This window comes from Pseudarthrobacter sp. AL07 (assembly GCF_029960665.1).
In the GTDB taxonomy this organism is placed as follows: domain Bacteria; phylum Actinomycetota; class Actinomycetes; order Actinomycetales; family Micrococcaceae; genus Arthrobacter.
In genome coordinates, this window is the sequence record NZ_JASBRB010000002.1 from 191,017 (window position 1) to 211,067 (window position 20,051).

Sequence of the window (20,051 nt, forward strand, 5' to 3'; positions counted from 1 at the left end):
GCGGCCTGGAGCACCGCTGTTGCCACTGTGCACAGCGGCAGCAGCACGATAACTTGTACCAGTGAGTAATACAGACTTCCAGAACACGGACCCTTTCGCCGCCGCGCGCTCCGCTGCTGACTACATCGCCCGGGAGACGGGGGTTGACAGCCACGACATCGCCCTCGTCCTGGGCTCAGGCTGGGCCGAAGCCGCCGACCTCATCGGCAAGACCACCGCCACCCTGACCGCTGACACCGTCCCGGGCTTCCATGCCCCGGCGGTGGAGGGCCATGTGGGCACCATCCGCTCTGTCCTGACCAAAGAGGGCAAACGCGCGCTGGTCCTGGGCGCACGCACCCACTACTACGAAGGCAAAGGCGTCCGCGCCGTGGTCCATGGCATCCGCACCGCCGCGGCAGCCGGCTGCAAAACCCTGGTCCTCACCAACGGCTGCGGAGGACTTAACGAAAACTGGACGCCGGGCACCCCGGTACTCATCAAAGATCACATCAACCTCACCGCCACCTCCCCGTTGGAAGGCGCAACGTTTGTTGACCTGACAGACCTGTACAGTTCACGCATCCGCGCCCTTGCCCGCGAAGTGGACCCTTCGCTGGAGGAAGGCGTCTATGCCCAGTTCAGCGGGCCGCATTACGAAACGCCGGCAGAGGTCCAGTACGCCAAGCGGATCGGCGCGGACCTGGTGGGCATGTCCACTGCCTTGGAAGCGATCGCCGGCCGTCACGCAGGCATGGAAGTGTTCGGAATTTCATTGGTCACCAACCTTGCGGCCGGCATCAGCGCCATGCCGCTGAGCCACCAGGAAGTCATCGAGTCCGGCCAGGCCGCCGGACCGCGCATCTCCACACTGCTGGCTGGCATCGTCGCCAGGCTTTAGCGCAACGCGGGGTCACTTAGCGCCCATCCGAGGCCTTGCAACGGGCGCTAAGTGACCCCGCGTTGCCTATAGGCTGGTCAGGATTTGGCGCCCATGAGTTGGCTGACCGCGTCCTCCCGGGCCTCGGGAAACCGGCGCTCGATGGACTGTGCGATCCCGGCAATGCTCTGCCGGGACAGCTCGGTCCGCCAGGTGACTTCGGCGTGGCGCATGGTCTGGGAGATGAGGCACGTGCGGGCGTAGTCAGCGTCCATACTCCCGCCCGGCGCGTCCTTGGTGATGCCTTCGCACCGGAAGGCATGGTCATTTCCTTCAACGGCGAGGACCACGTCAAGGACGGAAATCCGGTCCGGACGCCTGGCCAGCGAGAAGCCGCCCCGCGGCCCGGACACCGAGGTCAGGATCCCGGCCCGCACCAGGGCCTGGAGCTGTTTGTTCAGGTACGCGGCGGGAAGCTTGTAGAACTCGGCCAGCCGTGCGCTGCTGACGGCCTCCCCCGGCGCGGTCCAGGACATGTTGACGCAGCTATGCAGCCCCCACTCAACACCCTGCCCAAGTTTCATATTCGCGACATTACTTGTCCAGAAAATTCCCTGCAAGGATTTCGCTGCTTTCCGCTGTCACAGGCGAGTGTTCAGGCACAGTTCCTGAAGCAATGACGATAGCGTTGACCGCATGACGTCCTCCGATGCCGCCTCCTTGTTCAGCCAAGCCCGTGAGTGGGCGGCCACAGATCCGGATCTAGCCACAGCCGCAGAGCTCACCGAGCTGCTGCAACTCGCGGAGGAGGGCTCCCCCGCAGCGTCACAGGAGCTGGCCGACAGCTTCAACGGCACCCTTCAGTTTGGCACCGCAGGCCTCCGCGCCGCCCTGGGCGCCGGGCCGAACCGCATGAACCGCGTGGTGGTGCGCCGCGCCGCCGCCGGCCTCGCCGACTTCCTGGTTGATGCGGTGGCTGAGGCCGCCCCCGGGACCCGGCCACGCGCCGTCGTCGGCTATGACGCCCGCTACAACTCCGACATCTTCGCCGAAGAAACGGCGGCCATCTTTACGGCCGCCGGGATCGAAACGTTCCTGATGCCGTCCGCGCTGCCCACCCCGCTGCTCGCATTCGCCGTGCGGGCCCTCAATTGCGACGGCGGCGCGATGGTGACGGCCAGCCATAATCCCCCGCAGGACAACGGCTACAAGGTGTATTTGGGCAGTCATGCCGTGGAGGACAGCGGCCGCGGAGCGCAGATCGTGGCGCCCTACGACGCCCGGATCGCCGCGCGGATCGACGCCGTGGGCGCCCTGGAAACCATCACCCTTGCCGCCGGCGGCTGGACAGTGCTGGACCCGTCGGTTGCGGCGGATTATGAACGCGCGACGGCGGCACTCGCCGATGCGGCCCGCTTCCCGTCCCGTGATCTGCGGATTGTCCTGACCCCCATGCACGGTGTGGGCGGCGAAACTGCCGTGGCGGTGCTGAATGCTGCCGGCTTTGCCGATGTCACTCTCGTGGCCGAACAGGCGGAGCCGGATCCCGACTTTCCCACGGTGAACTTTCCGAATCCGGAGGAACCAGGTGCTTTGGACCTGGCCCTGGCGACCGCGGCCCGTGTGGACGCCGATATTGTCCTGGCCAACGATCCGGATGCGGACCGCGCGGCAGTGGCGGCCAAGGATCCTGACACCGGCGCGTGGCGCATGCTCCGCGGCGACGAGGTGGGCGCGCTGCTGGGAGCACATATTGTGGCTCGGCTGGCGGCCGGCGCTGAGCAAGCGTCAGGCAATGCGGACGAACTTGGCAGGGGTGAAGGGGCCGGCGTCTTCGCCAATTCGATTGTGTCCTCGCGCCTGCTCTCCCGCATCGCCGCCGCGGCAGGATACGCGCATGAGGAAACGCTGACCGGGTTCAAGTGGATATCCCGGGTGCCCGGGCTGGTTTACGGCTACGAGGAAGCCCTTGGCTATTGCGTTGCGCCGGACCTGGTCCGGGACAAGGACGGGATCTCTGCCGCTGTCCTCATCGCGGAAATGGCTGCCGCCGCCAAGGCGGACGGAAAAACCATCTTCGACACCCTGGATGAGCTCTACCTTCAGCACGGTCTGCACGCCGGCGACCAGCTGAGTATCCGGGTGGCGGATCTGGGCCTGCTGGACGCCATGATGAACCGGCTCCGGGTGAGCCCGCCCGATTCGTTCGGTTCGTCCGCTGTTGAAACTTTCGTGGACCTGGCCGAAGGGAGCGGGCACCTGCCGCCCACCGATGGCCTGCTGTATCTGACCCGGGACGACACGCGGGTCATCATCCGGCCCAGCGGCACCGAGCCAAAACTCAAGTGCTACCTGGAGGTCATCCTCCCGGTTGAGTCAGCTGCCGAACTTCCGGAAGCCCGGCAGGCAGCCCGTTCCGCCCTGGACCATGTGCTCGGTGATGTCCGCGAGGCGCTCGGGCTCTAGCGGGACGCTAAACCTCAACTTCGATGAAACCGTCTGAAATGCGGGTGCTGAACGTTTCCAGCCGCACCGCGGCGGTTCCGAAGGATTCACCGGTTTCCAGATCGTAGACCTCTTTGTGCAGCGGCGACGCAATGGTGGGCCGTGTGCCGCGTGAACCCAGAATGCCCCGTGCCATCACGTGGGCGCCGGTGGCGGGATCTTCGTGGGCCACGGCAAAAACCTCACTGGGGCCTGTCCGGAAGAGTGCCACCTGGCGGCCCGCAATGAGTGCCGCTTCGCCCCAGGCAAGCTCCAGCTCGTCCACGGCGCAGACCCGGTGCCAGGTAGCGGTGTCGGCGGCGAGCGCCCCAAGTTCCAGTGTTGCCGTCATGTCCGGCTCCTCTCCCCGTGCTTGATTGGCCACCTCTATGGCCGTACCAAACAACTTAGGCAACGGGTGTTTCAAAGGCGTGCGGTGCATGTGTCCGGCGCGTAAAAGAGACCTCACCCGTTCGGAAACCCGTTCGTGATGCAGAAGTTAAGCCTACGAAACATAAGGGAAACTGAAGCGAAACTGCGGCTACCTAGTCTGGATGGACACCTCGTCAGAGAACGTCGCAGAACACCGTCTGCGGCACATGCGAAAGGCCCACAGTGACCGAACAGACTTCACCCCAGACGGCACCGCGCCGGATCGTCGTCGCCGGTGGCGGCCCTGCTGCCCACCGCTTCGCCGATGCCATGCACACCCGGGGCCTTGAGGGCTGGGACGTCACGGTCCTCACGGAAGAAGCCCACCTCCCCTATGACCGCGTGGCGCTCTCCAAGGCACTGACGGACAGCAGCGTGGACCTCACCCTGGGCTCTGCCTCCATGTGGGACCACGCTTCCCTGTCATTGAAGACCGGCGAGCGCGTGGTCAAGATCAATGCCGGGGCGAAGACCGTTGAGACCGCTGCCGGCAGCATCTTTGAATTCGACGACCTGGTGGTTGCCACCGGCTCCGACGCCATGCGGCTGCCCATCCCCGGCGCCGAGCACGTGCATGTTTACCGCACGCTCGAGGACGTCTGGGCCATCAACAAGGCCATCGCGGAGCTCACGGAAAAGCTGGGCCGCACGATCAACGCCGTGACCATCGGCGGCGGGCTCCTGGGACTTGAGTCAGCTGCAGGCACTGAACAGCTCGGCGCGACTCCCGTGGTTATCAACGGCGCACCGTGGCTGATGAACACCCAGCTGGACGAAGGCGCTGGCCAGTCACTGGGCCGCCTCATCGAAGCCAAGGGCTTTACGGTCCACGGCGGAGTGTTCCCCTCGCAGGTCCTTTCCGACGACGACGGACAGGTCACCGGCGTCCTCATGGCAGACGAACGGATCATCCCCGCCGACCTCGTCATCGTGGCCATCGGCGTCAAGCCCCGTGACGAACTTTTCCGCGCAGCCGAGGGCGAGGAGCCGCAGTTCAGCCTGGGCCCGCGCGGAGGCGTGGTCATCAACGATTTCTGCGCCACGGAAGTCCCCGGTATCTGGGCCATCGGTGAAGTGGCCAACTTCGGCGGCATGTGCCTTGGCCTGGTTGCCCCCGCCAACACCATGGCGGAGATCGTCGCTGACCGCCTCCACGGCGGAGAGGCCACCTTCCCGGGGTTCGACACCGCCACCAAGCTCAAGCTCTCCGGCGTGGACGTTGCCAGCTTCGGTGACGCGTTCGCCCGGACCGAGCACTCCCTCGAAATCGTCTATGCCGACCCCGCCCGCGGTGTCTACCAGAAGATCGTCACCACCGACGATGCCAAGACCCTGCTCGGCGGCATCTTCGTAGGCGACGCATCCCCTTACATGAGCCTGCGCCCGCTGCTCGGCCGTGAACTCAGCGCCGAACCGGGCGCTTACCTCACGGCGGCCGGCGGCGGCGACGCCCCGGACACCGAACTCCCGGACGAGGCCATCCTTTGTTCCTGCAACAACGTGGCCGCCGGCACCATCCGCGACACCATCAACGGCTGCGGCGCCTGCGACGGCAACGCCCCTGTCCAGGAGCTTGGCGAGCTCAAGGGCTGCACCCGCGCGGGCACCAGCTGTGGATCTTGCGTGCCGATGCTCAAGAAGCTGCTGGAAACCGAACTTACCAAGTCCGGCGTTGAGGTCTCCAAGGCCCTCTGCGAGCACATCGAACTCTCCCGCCAGGAACTCTTCGACGCCATCCGCGTCCTGGAACTAACCTCCTTCGAAGAGATCATGACCAAGTACGGCACCGGCGCAGGCTGCGATATCTGCAAGCCCACCATCGCCAATATCCTGGCCAGCCAGAACAGCGCCTACGTCCTGGACGCCGGCCGCGGCACCCTGCAGGACACCAACGACCGCGCCCTCGCGAACATGCAGAAGGACGGCACCTACTCGGTGGTCCCCCGCATCGCCGGCGGCGAGATCACCCCGAAGAAGCTCGGCGTTATCGCCGCCGTGGCCGAGAAGTACAACCTGTACACCAAGATCACCGGCGGCCAGCGGATCGACATGTTCGGTGCCCGGCTCGAAGAGCTGCCGGAAATCTGGAAGGAACTGGTGGACGCCGGCTTCGAATCCGGCCAGGCGTACGGCAAGAGCCTGCGCACCGTGAAGTCCTGTGTCGGTTCCACCTGGTGCCGTTTCGGTGTCCAGGACTCGGTGGCAATGGCCATCGCGCTCGAGCTCCGCTACCGAGGCCTCCGCAGCCCGCACAAGCTCAAGATGGGCGTCTCCGGCTGTGCCCGCGAATGCGCCGAGGCCCGCGGCAAGGACGTCGGTGTGATCGCGACGGCCGACGGCTGGAACCTGTACGTCGGCGGCAACGGCGGTGCCACCCCGGCCCACGCTCAGCTGTTGGCCAAGGACCTCGACGACGAAACCCTGCTCAAGTACATCGACCGCTACTTCATGTACTACATCCGCACCGCGGACCGCCTGCAGCGTACCGCGCGCTGGCAGGAAGAGCTCGACGGCGGCATCAAGCACGTCGAGGACGTGGTGGTCAATGACACCCTGGGCATCGCCGAGGAACTTGAAGCCGCCATGGCCAAGCACGTTGACACCTACGTGGACGAATGGGCGGACACCCTCAAGGATCCCGAGCGCCTGCGGCGGTTCCGGTCCTTCGTCAACGCGCCCGACCAGAAGGATGACTCCATCACCTTCGTCTCCGACGAGCGCGGCCAGATGCGCCCTGCCACTGCGGAGGAAAAGACTCGCGCCAGCCAACAGCCAGTCCTGATCGGCGCCTCCATCCCCATGCGGCCCTCCGCTCCCGAACTGCTGGACGAGAACGAGGTATAGCCATGCAGCTCAGCATCGATCTCACCGGCCGCGAAGTCCTGGTCACCGGCTCCGACCACGCCGCCCGCCAGGCGGTCCGCCGCTACGAAGCCGCGGGCGCCGTCGTCTCTCGCCTTAGCACCCCTGCGGGTGCGGCGCATGACGGCCCGCTCCCTGAGCGCCCGTTCCTGGTCGCAGCGGTCGACGACGGCCAGCCCGGCTGGGAGCCTCTGCTCGAGCGCTGCGCCGCCACCGGCATCCCGGTGGCGGCCGAGCCTGCCGCCGGACCCGTCGGCCACGTCACTCTGGTGGGCGGCGGACCCGGCACCACCGAGCTGCTGACTGTCGCAGCCGTGAAGGCTCTCCGCGATGCGGACGTGGTATTCTTCGACCGGCTGGCTCCCTGCCAGGACCTGCCGGACCTGACCTCCGCCGAACTGGTGGATGTGGGCAAGAAGCCCGGCCACCACAAGGTGGGCCAGGCCGACATCGAGAAGCTCATGGTCGAAAGCGCCCTCGCCGGCAACAACGTGGTCCGCCTCAAAGGCGGCGACCCCTATGTTTTTGGCCGTGGCGGTGAGGAAGTGGCCTCCTGCGTGGCAGCGGGCGTGCCTGTCCGTGTCATCTCGGGTGTCACCAGCGCGATCTCCGTGCCGGCGGCCGCCGGCATCCCTGTCACGCACCGCGAGGTCAGCCACATGTTCACCGTGGTCTCCGGCCACGCGCCGCTGACCGAAAAGGAACATACGCACCTGGCCGGACTGGGCGGCACTATTGTGGTTCTGATGGGCATCGGCACCCTGCACCAGCTCGCGGCCGGACTCCGTAAAGCCGGTATGCGCCCCGACATGCCCATGGCCGTCGTCGAACGCGGTTACCGCCCCGGCCAGCGCACCACCATCGCGGACCTGGGCACCATCACCTCCGCCGCTGCCGGGTGCAGCAATCCCGCCGTGCTGGTCATTGGCGAGGTGGTTCGCGTGGCAGAAGCCAACCGCGGGCATGCTGAGGCCGCCGCCGACCTCGACCGGCTGGCCGCCTCGCTGCTCGGTTCATGAAAGGATTGACCCCCATGACCGCACTGGCACCCGCTGAGCCCGCCCAGCTTGAAGAGACCTCCGGGCCGGAGGCTGCGGGCTCCCCGCTGGAGGGCTTCCGCATCGGAGTCACCTCGCACCGGCGCTCCCGGGACCTCATCGAGGCCCTGGAACGCCGCGGCGCGGAAGTACTGCACGCGCCGGCCCTCAAAATCGCCCCGGTGCAGGAGGACATCCGCCTCATCGAGGACACCAAGGCCATCATCGCCGCACGCCCGGACCTGTGCATCGCCACCACGGCGTACGGCATGCGCCGCTGGTGCGAAGCTGCCGATTCCTTTGGGATCGGTGAGCAGCTACTGGAAACCCTCGGGGCGTGCCGGATGTTCGTCCGCGGCCCCAAAGCCCGCGGCGCCGTCCGCGCGGCCGGACTCGCCGACGTCGGAATCAGCAGCGACGAAACCACCGCAACGCTGGTGGATATGCTGCTCGCCGAAGGCGTGCGCGGCAAGACCGTGGCCGTGCAGCTGCACGGCTACACGGACGTCCGGCAGCTGGAACGGCTGCGTATGTCCGGCGCTACCGTCCTGACGGTCACCCCCTACCGCTGGGTAAAGCCCGACGGCGAAGACCGGCTCCCGCGCCTCATCGAGGCTGTGTGCAGCGGCAACCTGGACGTGCTCACCTTTACCAGCGCCCCCGCCGTCGACGCCGTGTGGAGCACCGCCCACGAAATGGGCGTCTACAAGCAGCTCATCGAAAGCCTGAAAACCAACGTCACCACGGCAGTGGTGGGGCCTGTCACGGCCCAGCCCCTGCTCGACGCCGGCATCACCCCGCTCATTCCGGAGCGGTTCCGGATGGGCGCCCTCATCCGGCTGGTGTGCGAGCACCTCGCCCTGAACCATGTGCGGCGGCTGGACACCGCGTCGGGCAACCTGGAGCTGCGCGGGCGCAGCCTGCGGGTCGATGGAGTACAGGTTGAGCTGGCGCCTGCGCCCCTGCTGCTGCTGCGCGCCCTCTTGGGGGCCGGTGGGGCCGTGCTTTCCCGGGAATCGCTGTCGGAGCTGCTCGAGCTGAAGGGCTCGGTCCATGCCTTGGACATGACGGTCAGCCGCCTGCGGTCATCACTGCCGGACGGCCGCCTGGTGGAGACGGTGGTCAAGCGGGGTTACCGGATCCGGGTCTAGCGCCTCCCGCAAAAGGAGTTTTTGTCCAGATAAGGCGGCCAAAGCGCCGTTTTGAGCGCATTATCTGGACAAAAACTCCTATTGTTACCGGGCGGTAAATGGCAGCGACAATGTGGAAACACGGTGGAAAAACGGGCAGCCTACGCTGGGATTCATCACGAAGTTCCGGCCGCTCCTGCGGCCGCCAGCGAAAGGGCGAGCACATGTCCGCTCCGGCACCGTCCACCTCAGTTTCCCAGGCTCCTCGCATTGTCATTGCCGGAGCAGGGCCCGCCGCACAGGCGCTGGTCCGCCAGCTTGACGCTGCACGCTTCCGCGGCACAGTCACCGTCCTCAGCAACCGGGACGACGCTCCAGCCGAACTCCTGGAACTCGCAGAGCTGCCACAGGTATCAGTCCGCTTCGGCCAGCCAGCCAGCTTCATCGACGCGGGGAACCGTTCCGTCACCACCGCCGACGGCATGGACCTGAGCTACGACGAGCTGGTCATCGCCACCGGATCAGCGCCCGTCGCGTCCCCCGTGGCCGGCGCCGGCCGCTGCCTGAGCTACTCCACGATCGACGACGCAGCCCGGATCGGCGACGCCGTGAAGGAAGTGACGCGGGAACTGGGCCGGCGGCCACTGGGGATCCTCGTGGGAACCGGCGCGGCAGCGGGCCAGGCCGAAGCGGTGCTGCGGGCCCGCGGCGTCCGGCCTATCCGCACAACGGTCCGGCCGGCCGCCGTAGTGCACTCCATCGCCGGCTCAGGCCTGACCGCCTCCGGGGTCGTCTTCGAAGACGGCAGCAGCATGAATGGCGATCTGGTTGTCCTGGCCGAAGAGCGGATTTCCCGCGATGGACTCGCCGCCAGCGCCGGACTCGCTACCGCCCCCAACGGCGGAATCGCCATCAGCAAGGACTACCGGACATCGGTCGCCGGCGTCTGGGCCATCGGCGACGCCGCCGCGTTCGACGGCGTGCGGCTGGGGCTGCTGGTCGCGGCGGCCTCTGCCGCCGGCGCCTGCGCGGCGCAGCTGATGACCGCTATATCAGCGGCGGAACAGCGCGTTGCCGTGGCTGCCTGACCTCCTGCTCACAACAACGCGGGGTCACATCCCGCCCAATGCGGAACGTTCTTTGGGCCGGAAGTGACCCCGCGTTGCTATGGCAAGATGGTCACCAGAAGAGCCATGGACGCCTCGGCGTTTTGCGGCCCACAAGGCCCCTTGGAAAGGACCATCCTGATGAGCAACGAAGCCATTCCCGCAACCGGCAACATCGCTTCCTACATCGACCACACGCTGCTCAAGCCCGAGGCCAGCGAAGCGGAGATCCTCGGAGTGTGTGCCGAGGCCGCTGAGTACCACTTCAAGTCGGTCTGCGTTAACCCCCTCTGGGTCAAGACAGTCAAGACCGCCCTGAAGGGGTCCGGGGTCCTCACGTGCTCGGTCATCGGCTTTCCCATGGGTGCCACGCCCAGCGACGTGAAGGCCTTTGAAGCCCGCGGCGCGGTACTGGATGGGGCGGACGAAATTGACATGGTCATCAACATCGCGGCTGCCCGTGCCGGTGACAAGGGTGCGCTGGTGGACGATATCTCCGCCGTCGCGGAGACGGTCCACGCAGGCGGAGCCATCCTGAAGGTCATCATCGAAACCGCATTGCTCAGCGATGACCAGAAGGTCCTTGCCTGCCGGGCGTCCGTTGAAGCGGGGGCGGACTTCGTCAAGACGTCCACGGGGTTCAATGGCGGGGGTGCCACGGCCGAGGATATCGCTCTGATGCGCCGCACTGTAGGCCCCGATCTCGGCGTCAAGGCGTCCGGCGGCGTACGTTCCCTGGCCGACGCGCAGGCTATGATTGCTGCAGGTGCAACACGTATTGGTGCCAGTTCCGGCATTGCCATCGTCAAGGGTGAACAGGGTTCATCCAGTTACTGACGCAGGCCCGGAGCCGCCACAGTTTGAGCCCCGCGGGGCCGAGGAGGAAATAATGTCCAGCAAGACCACCGAGTCCGGCAACGCCACGGTACAGACCCCCCAGAACGAGAACAGCCTTGTGGGCAGCATCCTTCTGTTTGTACCCATGATGGCGCTGTTCCTGGGCTCCATCTACTCCCTGTCCTTCCTCACGCTCGGCAACCCGTGGCCGATGGCTGTCTGCCTGGGCCTGTTTTTCCTGGCGTTCTGGATCCCGCAGACCATCACCGGCCGCTCCGATTCAGCCGGCGGCAAGTAAGAACCCTCTGCAACTTAAAGGTCTGCGGCCCCGGATATTCCGGGGCCGCAGCTTTTTAAGTCGTGAACTGTACCGGCCGCGTCAGCCCGCGCCCAGCAGCCGGCTGACCACGGTCTTACCGAGTGCCATGGCGGCCGGGAAATGGGCTTTCGCCGACGACCACGCCGCCACGCACATGCCCACCATGGCGTAGGCGCTCACCGGGATCAGGACCAGCCACTCGCGTTTGGAACCGGCGCGGCCCAGCAGCGGCAAGGAAAAGGCGCCGTTGGCTTTCCAGACGTCGTTGAGTACCGGCAGCTTCCGGAGGAACTTCGGCGACTTGATGACGATCGGCCAGAGCAGGGGCACACCCCCTGTGGTGATCATGTCCCCCACGATGTGGACCACCACCCCGGTCAGCATCGAGACGGGCAGCCAGGTCCACTGCTCCGGCGCGAACCAGGTCACCAGTCCGGCCATGGTCAGCGCAAAGATCCAGTTGCTGATAAATCCGGACTTGGGAAACAGCTTCAGCGCCTTGGCCGCAATGTTGATCATGAACATGCACAGCAGGCCGGCACCCACGGACAGCAGGCCCCAGTCCGTCTGCAGCTGGAACTGTCCGGCCATCGTGGCCAGCAGCACAAAGCACGCGGCCCCGAGCACCGAGTGGGTGCCTTGCCGGTGCCCGCCGCTGGCGTTCTCAATACCCACCGCAATCAGGTTGGAGAGCGGTGGCAGCGAGCCGGCCACCGTGCTGTGGCGGTGGTCCCAGTCGCACACGAGCGCCGTCCCCGCCGTCGCCATCCCGCCGATGAGGATTCCTGTGGCGTCCAGTGGATACCAGCCCAGCGTGTACGGCCCCGTTGAGGCAATGGCTACCCACGCCGCGGCTCCCGACGCGGCGTGGTGTCCTCCCATCAAGGGCTTAACCCCTTGCTGCCGGAGCGGCGAGCGGCGCGTCGGAGAAGATGTTGCGGATGACGCCGTTGGCCCATTCGAGGATTTCGGCGTCCTGGAGGTCGCGGCCGCCGATCCTGGCGGTCTTGGGCTTCGGAATCAGCACCGCGTCCAGGGCAGGCTTGGACTGGGAACCCGGGTACATCCGGGTCAGCCGCATCAGTTTCGACTCCGGCAGCTGCGCGGGCGAGAACTTGATGAAGTTTCCCTGCAGCGCAACGTCGGACAGGCCGGCTTCGCGGGCGCCCACCCGGAAGCGGGCCACGGCGATGAGGTTCTGGACCGGCAGCGGCGGCTCGCCGTAACGGTCCACGAGTTCGGCCAGCACCTCCTCGATGGCCTCGTAGGTCACCGCGGAGGCCAGCTTCCGGTAGGCCTCCAGGCGGAGCCGCTCCCCCGGCACATAATCGTGCGGGAGGTGGGCATTGACCGGCAGCTCGATCTTCATTTCGGCGGCCTTTTCCTCGGCGTCCCCGCGGAAGTCGGCCACCGCCTCTCCCACGAGGCGGATGTAAAGGTCGAAGCCCACACCCTGGATGTGGCCGGACTGCTCGCCGCCCAGCAGGTTGCCGGCACCGCGGATTTCGAGGTCCTTCATGGCCAGCTGCATGCCGGCACCGAGTTCGTTGTGGGTGGCCACGGCTTTGAGCCGTTCCAGGGCCACCTCGCCCAGGGGCTTCTCGGACGGGTACAGGAAGTAGGCATAGGCGCGTTCACGGCCGCGGCCCACCCGGCCGCGGAGCTGGTGCAGCTGGGAGAGGCCGTATTTGTCGGCTCCGTCCACAATCAGGGTGTTGGCGTTGGAGATGTCCAGGCCGGTTTCGATGATGGTGGTGCACACCAGGACGTCGAAGCGCTTCTCCCAGAAGTCGACGATGATCTGCTCCAGGCGGCTCTCGGACATCTGCCCGTGAGCCACCTCCACGCGCGCTTCCGGAACCAGTTCACGGATCTTCGCAGCCGTCCGTTCGATGGTGGACACCCGGTTGTGGACCAGGAACACCTGGCCTTCACGCATCAGCTCGCGGCGGATGGCGGCCGAGGTCTGCTTGTCCGTGTACGGGCCCACGTAGGTGAGGACGGGGTGGCGTTCCTCCGGCGGAGTGGCCAGGGTGGACGTTTCCCGGATGCCGGTCAGCGACATCTCGAGGGTCCGCGGAATCGGGGTGGCGCTCATGGCCAGCACGTCCACGTTGGTCCGCATTTTCTTCAGCGCTTCCTTGTGCTCCACGCCGAAGCGCTGTTCCTCGTCCACGATCACCAGGCCCAGGTCCTTGAACGCGAAGTCCTTGGACAGCAGCCGGTGGGTGCCAATGACCACGTCAACGGCGCCGCTCTTGACTCCTTCAACGGTCTCTTTGGTTTCCTTGGTCCCCTGGAACCGGGACAGGGCTTTGACCCGCAGGGGGAACCCGGAGAAGCGTTCGGTGAACGTTTCGTAGTGCTGCTGGGCCAGCAGGGTGGTGGGCACCAGGATCGCCACCTGCTTCCCGTCCTGGACCGCCTTGAACGCGGCCCGGACGGCGATCTCGGTTTTGCCGTAGCCGACGTCGCCGGACACCAGGCGGTCCATGGGGATTTCCCGCTCCATGTCCGCCTTGACCTCGTTGATGGTGGTCAGCTGGTCCGGCGTTTCCACGTACGGGAAGGCCTCCTCCAGCTCGCGCTGCCACGGGGTGTCCGGCCCGAAGGCATGGCCCTTTGAGGCCATCCGAGCGGAGTACAGCCGGATGAGTTCGCCGGCGATCTCCTTGACGGCCTTGCGTGCCTTGGACTTGGTGCTGGCCCAGTCGGAGCCGCCCATCTTGCTGAGTACGGGCGTGTCTCCGCCGACGTAGCGGGTCACCTGGTCCAGCTGGTCGGTGGGGACAAACAGGCGGTCCCCGGGGGCGCCGCGCTTGGACGGGGCGTATTCCAGGACCAGGTATTCGCGGACGCCGTCTCCGCCGCCGGCCACCTTGCGCTGGATGAGTTCGATGAAGCGGCCAATGCCGTGCTGTTCGTGCACCACGGAATCGCCGTTGACCAGCTGCAGCGGGTCCACGGCGTTCCGTCGCTTGGACGGCATGCGCCGCATGTCCTTGGTGGAGCCCGCGGACGTCCGTCCCAGCAGGTCCGCTTCGGTGAGCAGCCCAATTTTGAGGGTGTCCAGGACAAAACCGCGTCCGACGGCGGCAGTGGTCACCTCGATGATGCCCGCCTGCGGCTCCTTCTCAAGGGTGTCCACCCGGGCACAGGGGATGTCGGCATCGTGGAACAGTTCCGCCAGGCGCTGCGCAGGGCCGGGACCCTCCGTGGCCACCACGATCCGCCATTGGTCCCGGACGTGGGAGCCGATGAAGTCCATCATCTCGGCCACATCACCCTGGTACCCGCGCGGTTCCCGGGCGCGGAGGTTGAGGACGTCGATCTCCGGCAGCAGCTCCTCGTCAGTGGCCAGTGACGTAATCGACCACCACGAGACCTCGTGCTCCAGCGAGGAGCTCCGGGTTTCGGCCAGGGAACGGAAGCTGGCGGAGTGCAAGGCTTCCGACGCCGCCGAGCTGAGGTCCAGCGGAGCCGTGCCGCCATCGGATGCCGTGGACCAGGCAGCTTCCAGGAACTCCTCGTTGGTGGCGGCAAGATCATGTGCGCGGCGGCGTACCTTTTCCGGTTCTATAATCACCGAAATGGACCCGGCGGGCAGCTGCTCCACGAACGGGACCATGGCATCCACCAGCACCGGGGCCAGGGATTCCATCCCTTCCACGGTGATGCCGCCGGCGATCTTCTCGAGCATGTCCGCGGCCGCGGGGAGCTGCGCCTTCAGGGTGGCCGCGCGGGACATCACTGACGGCGTGATCAGGATTTCGCGGCAGGGCGGGGCATGGAGTTCGGTGGGGTGATGCACGCCGGGCGCCGACAGCGAGCGCTGGTCGGCCACCGCGAACCAGCGCATCTGGTCCACCTCGTCGCCGAAGAACTCTACCCGGATGGGGTGGTCCTCGGTGGGTGGGAAAACGTCGATGATACCGCCGCGGACGGCAAACTCGCCACGGTGGGTGACCATGTCCACGCGTGCGTAGGCCGCGTCGGCGAGGCTCCGCACCACGTCGGAGAACGGCATGTCCTGTCCCACCTTCAGCGTGACCGGAACGAGCTCACCCAGCCCGGCGACGATCGGCTGGACCACCGCGCGGACCGGCGCCACCACCACCCGCAACGGACCCGCCGTCGAACTTTCCGGGTGAGCCAGGCGGCGCAGGACGGACAGCCGGCGGCCCACCGTGTCCGAACGGGGCGAGAGCCGCTCGTGCGGCAGGGTTTCCCAACTGGGGAACTCGGCCACTGAATCGGCCGGCAGGTAGGCACGCAGGGCCGCCGTCAGGTCCTCTGCCTCGCGTCCTGTCGCGGTGACTGCCAGCACCACCGGGGGAAACCCGCCATCGGGAGTTCCTTCGTCGGCACCGGCGGCCAGGCCGTCTGCCATTTCCGCCAGCAGGACGGCACGGAGACCGGCCGGCGCGCTGACCTGGTAATCCTGGCCCCGGACATCAAAGCCCCTGGCCGCCTCGGCCTGGACCCTGGCGAACGTCTGGTCTTCTGCCAGGACACGGCGCAGCCCGGCCAGCGATGGACCGGCGTGGGACGGGCCAGGATGGGACGGGCCAGTGGGGCTCATGGCGGAAACTCCTGTGGGTTCAAGGGATCGCAGGCAACACGAAAACCCGAAATTCTCTTCGAATCCCGGGTCATCCCAGCCTACCCCTGCACCGGGGCCCGCCGGGAACCCCCGTTGCTAAGCTTGCTGAGGAAGCGCACCCGTTTGACGCATCCGCCCGCCTGGCCTGAGGAGCCTTCAATGAGCGATAGCAAGAGTCCGAGCGACACTCCCTCCACCGTGGCCGCAGGGACGGCGCAAACCGTCCTCGTGACCGGCGCCACCGGCTACATCGGCGGCCGCCTGGTCCCCCGGCTGCTGGAGGCCGGCCACACCGTAAAGGTCATGGTCAGGACTCCGGCCAAGATCGCAGGTGTGCCGTGGCTAGGCAAAGTTGAGGTGATCCAGGGCAGTCTCGACGACGGCGCTTCCCTGCGCCAGGCGCTGGCCGGGGTCGACGTGCTGTACTACCTCGTTCACTCCATGGCCGCCGGCGCCGGGTTCGAATCCAAGGAAAAGGCCATGGCGGAAACAGCCGCCACAGCTGCCGCCGCAGCCCATGTAGGCCGGATCGTTTACCTGGGCGGCCTGCACCCGGCCGACGTCGAATTGTCCACCCACATGCGCTCCCGGGAAGCCGTGGGGAAGGTGTTCCTGGATAGCGCGGTGGAGGCTGTGGTGTTCCAGGCCGGGGTGGTGATCGGTTCCGGGTCGGCGTCCTTCGAAATGATCCGCCACCTGTCCGAGACCCTTCCGCTGATGCCGGCCCCAAGCTGGGTGCGCAACAAGATCGAAGCGATCGCCGTCCGGGACGTACTGCATTACCTTGTGGGTGCCGCCTCCATGGACGGGCCGGTCAACCGCACCTTCGACATCGGCTGCCGGCAGGTCCTGAGCTACGCGGGCATGATGAAGGAATACGCCGCCGAGGCCGGGCTGCCGTACCGGGTGGTCCTGGCGCTGCCCATTCCGGCCCCTAAGCTTGCCGGCCTGTGGGTGGCGCTGACCACGCCGATCCCGCTGTCCATGTCGCTGCCGCTCGTCGAGTCGCTGCAGCACGATGCCGTGTCCCACGAGCAAGATATCGACGCCCATATTCCCGTGCCGGCCAGCGGTCTGACTCCGTACCGGCGGGCTGTTGCCCTGGCCCTGGGCAAGGAACGTGACGGCCAGGTGGAAACCACGTGGTCAAATGCCGGGGCGGACGCCGATCCGCTGCCCAGCGATCCGGACTGGGCAGGCCACACGGTCTATATGGATGAGCGGACTTTCCACGGGGATGTTGCTCCTGCCCACGTGTGGACCATCATCGAAGGGATCGGCGGCCGGAACGGCTGGTATTCACTGCCGCTGGCCTGGCGCGTTCGGGGCTGGCTGGACAAGCTCACCGGCGGCGCGGGCTTGCTGCGGGGACGCCGGCATCCTGGCACCCTGGCCTCAGGCGAAGTGGTGGACTGGTGGCGTGTGGAACGGATAGAGCGCGGAAAACTGTTACGCCTCCGCGCAGAGATGCGCGCCCCCGGACGTGCCTGGCTTGAGCTGTCCGTGGAACCTGACGGGACGGGCAGCCGCTACCGGCAGCGGGCGATTTTCTTCCCCAAGGGCCTCAGCGGAAAGCTCTACTGGCTGGCCGTACTGCCATTCCACAGCCTCATCTTTCCGGCGATGGCACGGAACATCACCACAGCGGCGCAGAAGATCGCCGGCGGCGGCAGCGCGGGGGCCGGTTCCAACAACCGGTAGGGCTCCCCGTAGGATGTGGGGAGCAAAAAGCGTTCTGACCTACACATCACTGGAGGACCCATGGCACTGAGTGCAACCACCACCCTTCCGCACGCCGTCGGCAGCGTTGCTGCTGTTTTTATCAACGAGGACTTCCAGCGGCACACCAGCCAATTCGTTGGCGGCACCCTGGAGTCCTTCGAAGTGGCCGGAGACGTCGACGGAGCATTCAGCACCACCTCGGTCCGCACCCTCCCCACCACCCGCCTGCCGGAGATCGCCCGCAAGTTCGTGGGCGAAAAGCTCACAGTGACGCAGGTGGAAAACTGGGAGGCTCCAGCGGCTGACGGTTCCCGCCAGAGCAACATCACGCTGAAGATCGCCGGCGCCCCCCTTGATGTGACCGCGGTCCAGCGGCTCGTCGCAGAGGGCGGCAGCACACGCATTGAACTCGAGGGCAACGTCACGTCCTCTGTTCCCTTCCTGGGCGGCAAGATCGCCGAGGCGGCCGAGCCCATGGTGTCCAAGGCCCTGAACATCCAGTCCCAGCAGGCCCAGGCCTGGCTCGAAAGCCACTAGGCCGTGCAGCTCCCTCTGCTTGCGGGCTGCCTGCTGATCATCGCCGGCATCTGGTCCCTCGTGGTCTGGCCGCAGTTCCTGCGTCGCGTGATGAAGGACCCCCGGGCGCGGGACGCCGCCGGCAAGGCCACAAAGTTCCTCACCGTCCACGTGGTGCTGGTCAGCATCTCGATGATGCTGGGAGCTGTCACCGCGGTGATCGGAGTTATGGGCCTGCTCGGGTAGGCTGATACAAAGGTGCGCCGGGAAGTCTGGTCGGCAATAGTTTTGCCGACCCCCTAATTCCAGGAGCCATTCATGGCCAAGCACCCTTCCCGTCCCGCCTTCGCCGCTAAGGTCCTCAGCCGCTCAAGCTACCCTGAATTCCTGCGGATCTCCGCGATCCTCAGACTGGAAACAGCCGGCGGCGCCCTCCTCTTGTTGGCGACTGCTGCCGCACTCCTCTGGGCCAACTCTCCGGCGGCCGAGGGCTACTTCACACTGCGGGACCTGAAAATCGGTTACGAACCCTGGCACCTCCGGCTCTCCCTGGGGCAATGGGCCTCCGACGGTCTCCTGGCCATCTTCTTCTTCCTGGCCGGCCTGGAACTGAAGCGGGAGTTTGTCTCCGGCGAACTTCGCAAGGTGTCCAAGGCCGTGGTTCCCGTTGCCGCGGCCGTGGGAGGGGTTGCAGTTCCCGCCCTGATCTACACGCTGGTGAACCTGGGGCAGGACGCTGAGAGCCTGCGTGGCTGGGCAATTCCCACAGCCACTGATATCGCTTTTGCCCTTGCCGTCCTGGCCGTCATCAACACCCACCTGCCTGCTGCCCTCCGGACCTTCCTGCTGACCTTGGCCGTAGTGGATGACCTGCTGGCCATCGGCATCATCGCTTTCTTCTACTCGTCCGGACTGCAGCCGCTCTTCCTGCTGGCGGCACTGGTTCCGCTGGGGCTGTTTGCCCTTCTGGCCCAGAGGAGGGTCCGCAGCTGGTACCTGTTGCTGCCGCTGGCCGCCGCCACCTGGGGACTCGTGCACGCCTCCGGCATACACGCCACGGTGGCCGGCGTGCTGCTCGCATTTGCCGTGCCGGTACTGGCGTCGCGGAGTCGTGGTGAGACCGGCTCCGGGATGGCTGAGTCCTTTGAACACCGGCTCCGCCCGCTTTCGGCAGGTTTCGCCGTCCCGGTCTTCGCCTTCTTTTCCGCCGGAGTAGCCGTGGGTGGCCTCGACGGCTTCAGGTCGGCCCTCGCGGATCCTGTGGCACTGGGAATTGTGGCTGCGCTGGTGGTCGGCAAGACGATTGGAGTGTTCGGTACTACCTACCTGATCACTAAGACCACCAGGGCAAAGCTCGACGACGGCCTCGCCTGGATCGATGTCGCCGGCCTTGCAATGTTGGCCGGAGTGGGCTTCACGGTGTCGCTGCTGATCGCAGAGCTGAGCTTTGGTGCGGGCTCGGCGCACGATGACCACGCGAAGGTGGCCATCCTCACCGGATCACTGGCGGCCGCCCTGCTCGCCGCCGTGGTGCTCCGGTTGCGGAACCGGCATTACCGCGTAGTGGAAGAGACGGAACGGCGTGATGCCGACGGCGACGGCGTCCCGGACGTTTTCGAGCAGCGGCGCTGACCGCCGCGGCGCGGCCGCGCGGCCGCGCGCCAGCTTCGGACCGTACGGGCCTAGGTTGCCTGGTTCAGGGCGTCTTCGGCGGCAACCCAGGAAATCATGGCGCACTTAACGCGCGCGGCGTAGCGGGCCACACCCTCAAATGCCGCGGCGTCGCCCAGGATTTCGGGATCGGCGTGGACTTTCCCACGCGAGCGGAGCACTTCGCGGAAGGTGCCAATGACGGCGCGGAGTTCGTCCACGGTCATTCCCTCCGCGAGCTCGCTGAGGACCGACGCCGATGCCATCGAGATGGAGCAGCCTTCGCCGTCCCAGGAAATCTGCGCCACCTTGCCGCCTTCAACAGCCACCCGCAGCGTGACTTCGTCACCGCAGACGGGGTTGAGCTGGCGGGACTGGCCCGTGAACGCACCCGCCGGCGCGGCGATTCCCGCCAGTCCACTGCCGTGACGGACCTTGGAATGGTCAAGGATGATCTGCTGATACAGCTGGTCAAGGCTCATTGAGGTGTACCT

General features: G+C 66.4%; 17 protein-coding genes. 12 read left to right on the plus strand and 5 right to left on the minus strand.

Annotated elements, in window-relative coordinates; all coding sequences use genetic code 11:
• Nucleotides 1–61 precede the first annotated feature (61 nt).
• On the plus strand, nucleotides 62–880 hold the full coding sequence (locus QK290_RS02865; protein WP_282329217.1) for a purine-nucleoside phosphorylase: 819 nt from the start codon (nucleotides 62–64) through the stop codon (nucleotides 878–880).
• Between the two features lie 77 nt (nucleotides 881–957).
• On the opposite strand, the gene QK290_RS02870 is transcribed toward QK290_RS02865, so the two are convergent.
• Nucleotides 958–1,443: an Rrf2 family transcriptional regulator gene (locus QK290_RS02870; protein WP_282329218.1), complete on the minus strand. Its 486-nt coding sequence runs from the start codon at nucleotides 1,441–1,443 to the stop codon at nucleotides 958–960.
• Between the two features lie 112 nt (nucleotides 1,444–1,555).
• On the opposite strand from QK290_RS02870, the gene QK290_RS02875 reads away from it, so the two are divergent.
• Nucleotides 1,556–3,325: a phospho-sugar mutase gene (locus QK290_RS02875; RefSeq protein WP_282329219.1), complete on the plus strand. Its 1,770-nt coding sequence runs from the start codon at nucleotides 1,556–1,558 to the stop codon at nucleotides 3,323–3,325.
• 7 nt (nucleotides 3,326–3,332) lie between these two features.
• Here QK290_RS02875 and nirD read toward each other — a convergent pair whose 3' ends face one another.
• Nucleotides 3,333–3,695: a nitrite reductase small subunit NirD gene (gene nirD, locus QK290_RS02880; RefSeq protein WP_282329220.1), complete on the minus strand. Its 363-nt coding sequence runs from the start codon at nucleotides 3,693–3,695 to the stop codon at nucleotides 3,333–3,335.
• Nucleotides 3,696–3,958: 263 nt separating this feature from the next.
• On the opposite strand from nirD, the gene nirB reads away from it, so the two are divergent.
• The 6 genes from nirB to QK290_RS02910 all read left to right on the plus strand — a co-directional run bounded on the left by nirB (nucleotide 3,959) and on the right by QK290_RS02910 (nucleotide 11,045).
• The gene (gene nirB, locus QK290_RS02885; RefSeq protein WP_282329221.1) at nucleotides 3,959–6,619 is read left to right on the plus strand and encodes a nitrite reductase large subunit NirB; all 2,661 of its coding nucleotides are present in this window, start codon (nucleotides 3,959–3,961) and stop codon (nucleotides 6,617–6,619) included.
• 2 nt (nucleotides 6,620–6,621) lie between these two features.
• Complete coding sequence (gene cobA, locus QK290_RS02890) at nucleotides 6,622–7,656, plus strand: uroporphyrinogen-III C-methyltransferase (RefSeq protein ID WP_282329222.1); 1,035 nt, start codon at nucleotides 6,622–6,624, stop codon at nucleotides 7,654–7,656.
• Between the two features lie 14 nt (nucleotides 7,657–7,670).
• On the plus strand, nucleotides 7,671–8,825 hold the full coding sequence (locus tag QK290_RS02895) for a uroporphyrinogen-III synthase (protein ID WP_282329223.1): 1,155 nt from the start codon (nucleotides 7,671–7,673) through the stop codon (nucleotides 8,823–8,825).
• A 203-nt stretch (nucleotides 8,826–9,028) separates the two neighbouring features.
• Nucleotides 9,029–9,892 (plus strand): FAD-dependent oxidoreductase, encoded by an 864-nt coding sequence (locus QK290_RS02900; RefSeq protein WP_282329224.1) that lies wholly within the window; start codon nucleotides 9,029–9,031, stop codon nucleotides 9,890–9,892.
• Nucleotides 9,893–10,051: 159 nt separating this feature from the next.
• Entirely contained in the window at nucleotides 10,052–10,747 is a 696-nt protein-coding gene (deoC, locus tag QK290_RS02905) for a deoxyribose-phosphate aldolase (RefSeq protein ID WP_282329225.1), read from the plus strand.
• A gap of 52 nt (nucleotides 10,748–10,799) precedes the next feature.
• Nucleotides 10,800–11,045 carry a hypothetical protein gene (locus tag QK290_RS02910; protein ID WP_282329226.1) on the plus strand — a complete coding sequence of 82 codons (246 nt, stop codon included), beginning with the start codon at nucleotides 10,800–10,802 and terminating at the stop codon, nucleotides 11,043–11,045.
• An 81-nt stretch (nucleotides 11,046–11,126) separates the two neighbouring features.
• On the opposite strand, the gene QK290_RS02915 is transcribed toward QK290_RS02910, so the two are convergent.
• Nucleotides 11,127–11,948, minus strand: coding sequence for a metal-dependent hydrolase (locus tag QK290_RS02915; RefSeq protein ID WP_282329227.1), 822 nt, complete (start codon nucleotides 11,946–11,948; stop codon nucleotides 11,127–11,129).
• Between the two features lie 7 nt (nucleotides 11,949–11,955).
• Nucleotides 11,956–15,648, minus strand: coding sequence for a transcription-repair coupling factor (gene mfd / locus QK290_RS02920; protein WP_282329228.1), 3,693 nt, complete (start codon nucleotides 15,646–15,648; stop codon nucleotides 11,956–11,958).
• A gap of 180 nt (nucleotides 15,649–15,828) precedes the next feature.
• Here mfd and QK290_RS02925 point away from each other — a divergent pair, with 180 nt between their 5' ends.
• The 4 genes from QK290_RS02925 to nhaA all read left to right on the plus strand — a co-directional run bounded on the left by QK290_RS02925 (nucleotide 15,829) and on the right by nhaA (nucleotide 19,539).
• The gene (locus tag QK290_RS02925; protein ID WP_282329229.1) at nucleotides 15,829–17,370 is read left to right on the plus strand and encodes an SDR family oxidoreductase; all 1,542 of its coding nucleotides are present in this window, start codon (nucleotides 15,829–15,831) and stop codon (nucleotides 17,368–17,370) included.
• Between the two features lie 60 nt (nucleotides 17,371–17,430).
• Nucleotides 17,431–17,928, plus strand: coding sequence for a DUF2505 domain-containing protein (locus QK290_RS02930; RefSeq protein WP_185262984.1), 498 nt, complete (start codon nucleotides 17,431–17,433; stop codon nucleotides 17,926–17,928).
• 3 nt (nucleotides 17,929–17,931) lie between these two features.
• Nucleotides 17,932–18,153: a hypothetical protein gene (locus QK290_RS02935; protein WP_282329230.1), complete on the plus strand. Its 222-nt coding sequence runs from the start codon at nucleotides 17,932–17,934 to the stop codon at nucleotides 18,151–18,153.
• Nucleotides 18,154–18,225: 72 nt separating this feature from the next.
• Nucleotides 18,226–19,539 (plus strand): Na+/H+ antiporter NhaA, encoded by a 1,314-nt coding sequence (nhaA, locus tag QK290_RS02940; RefSeq protein WP_282329231.1) that lies wholly within the window; start codon nucleotides 18,226–18,228, stop codon nucleotides 19,537–19,539.
• 50 nt (nucleotides 19,540–19,589) lie between these two features.
• Here nhaA and sufU read toward each other — a convergent pair whose 3' ends face one another.
• Nucleotides 19,590–20,039 carry a Fe-S cluster assembly sulfur transfer protein SufU gene (gene sufU, locus QK290_RS02945; protein WP_282329232.1) on the minus strand — a complete coding sequence of 150 codons (450 nt, stop codon included), beginning with the start codon at nucleotides 20,037–20,039 and terminating at the stop codon, nucleotides 19,590–19,592.
• Nucleotides 20,040–20,051: the final 12 nt, after the last annotated feature.

What these genes read in the sequence shown, in the direction of transcription:
- QK290_RS02870 (WP_282329218.1), bottom strand. Translation starts at nt 1,443, where the DNA reads ATGAAACTTGGGCAGGGTGTTGAGTGGGGGCTGCATAGCTGCGTCAAC.
- QK290_RS02875 (WP_282329219.1), top strand. Translation starts at nt 1,556, where the DNA reads ATGACGTCCTCCGATGCCGCCTCCTTGTTCAGCCAAGCCCGTGAGTGG.
- nirD (WP_282329220.1), bottom strand. Translation starts at nt 3,695, where the DNA reads ATGACGGCAACACTGGAACTTGGGGCGCTCGCCGCCGACACCGCTACC.
- cobA (WP_282329222.1), top strand. Translation starts at nt 6,622, where the DNA reads ATGCAGCTCAGCATCGATCTCACCGGCCGCGAAGTCCTGGTCACCGGC.
- QK290_RS02895 (WP_282329223.1), top strand. Translation starts at nt 7,671, where the DNA reads ATGACCGCACTGGCACCCGCTGAGCCCGCCCAGCTTGAAGAGACCTCC.
- QK290_RS02900 (WP_282329224.1), top strand. Translation starts at nt 9,029, where the DNA reads ATGTCCGCTCCGGCACCGTCCACCTCAGTTTCCCAGGCTCCTCGCATT.
- deoC (WP_282329225.1), top strand. Translation starts at nt 10,052, where the DNA reads ATGAGCAACGAAGCCATTCCCGCAACCGGCAACATCGCTTCCTACATC.
- QK290_RS02910 (WP_282329226.1), top strand. Translation starts at nt 10,800, where the DNA reads ATGTCCAGCAAGACCACCGAGTCCGGCAACGCCACGGTACAGACCCCC.
- QK290_RS02915 (WP_282329227.1), bottom strand. Translation starts at nt 11,948, where the DNA reads ATGGGAGGACACCACGCCGCGTCGGGAGCCGCGGCGTGGGTAGCCATT.
- mfd (WP_282329228.1), bottom strand. Translation starts at nt 15,648, where the DNA reads ATGAGCCCCACTGGCCCGTCCCATCCTGGCCCGTCCCACGCCGGTCCA.
- QK290_RS02925 (WP_282329229.1), top strand. Translation starts at nt 15,829, where the DNA reads ATGAGCGATAGCAAGAGTCCGAGCGACACTCCCTCCACCGTGGCCGCA.
- QK290_RS02930 (WP_185262984.1), top strand. Translation starts at nt 17,431, where the DNA reads ATGGCACTGAGTGCAACCACCACCCTTCCGCACGCCGTCGGCAGCGTT.
- nhaA (WP_282329231.1), top strand. Translation starts at nt 18,226, where the DNA reads ATGGCCAAGCACCCTTCCCGTCCCGCCTTCGCCGCTAAGGTCCTCAGC.
- sufU (WP_282329232.1), bottom strand. Translation starts at nt 20,039, where the DNA reads ATGAGCCTTGACCAGCTGTATCAGCAGATCATCCTTGACCATTCCAAG.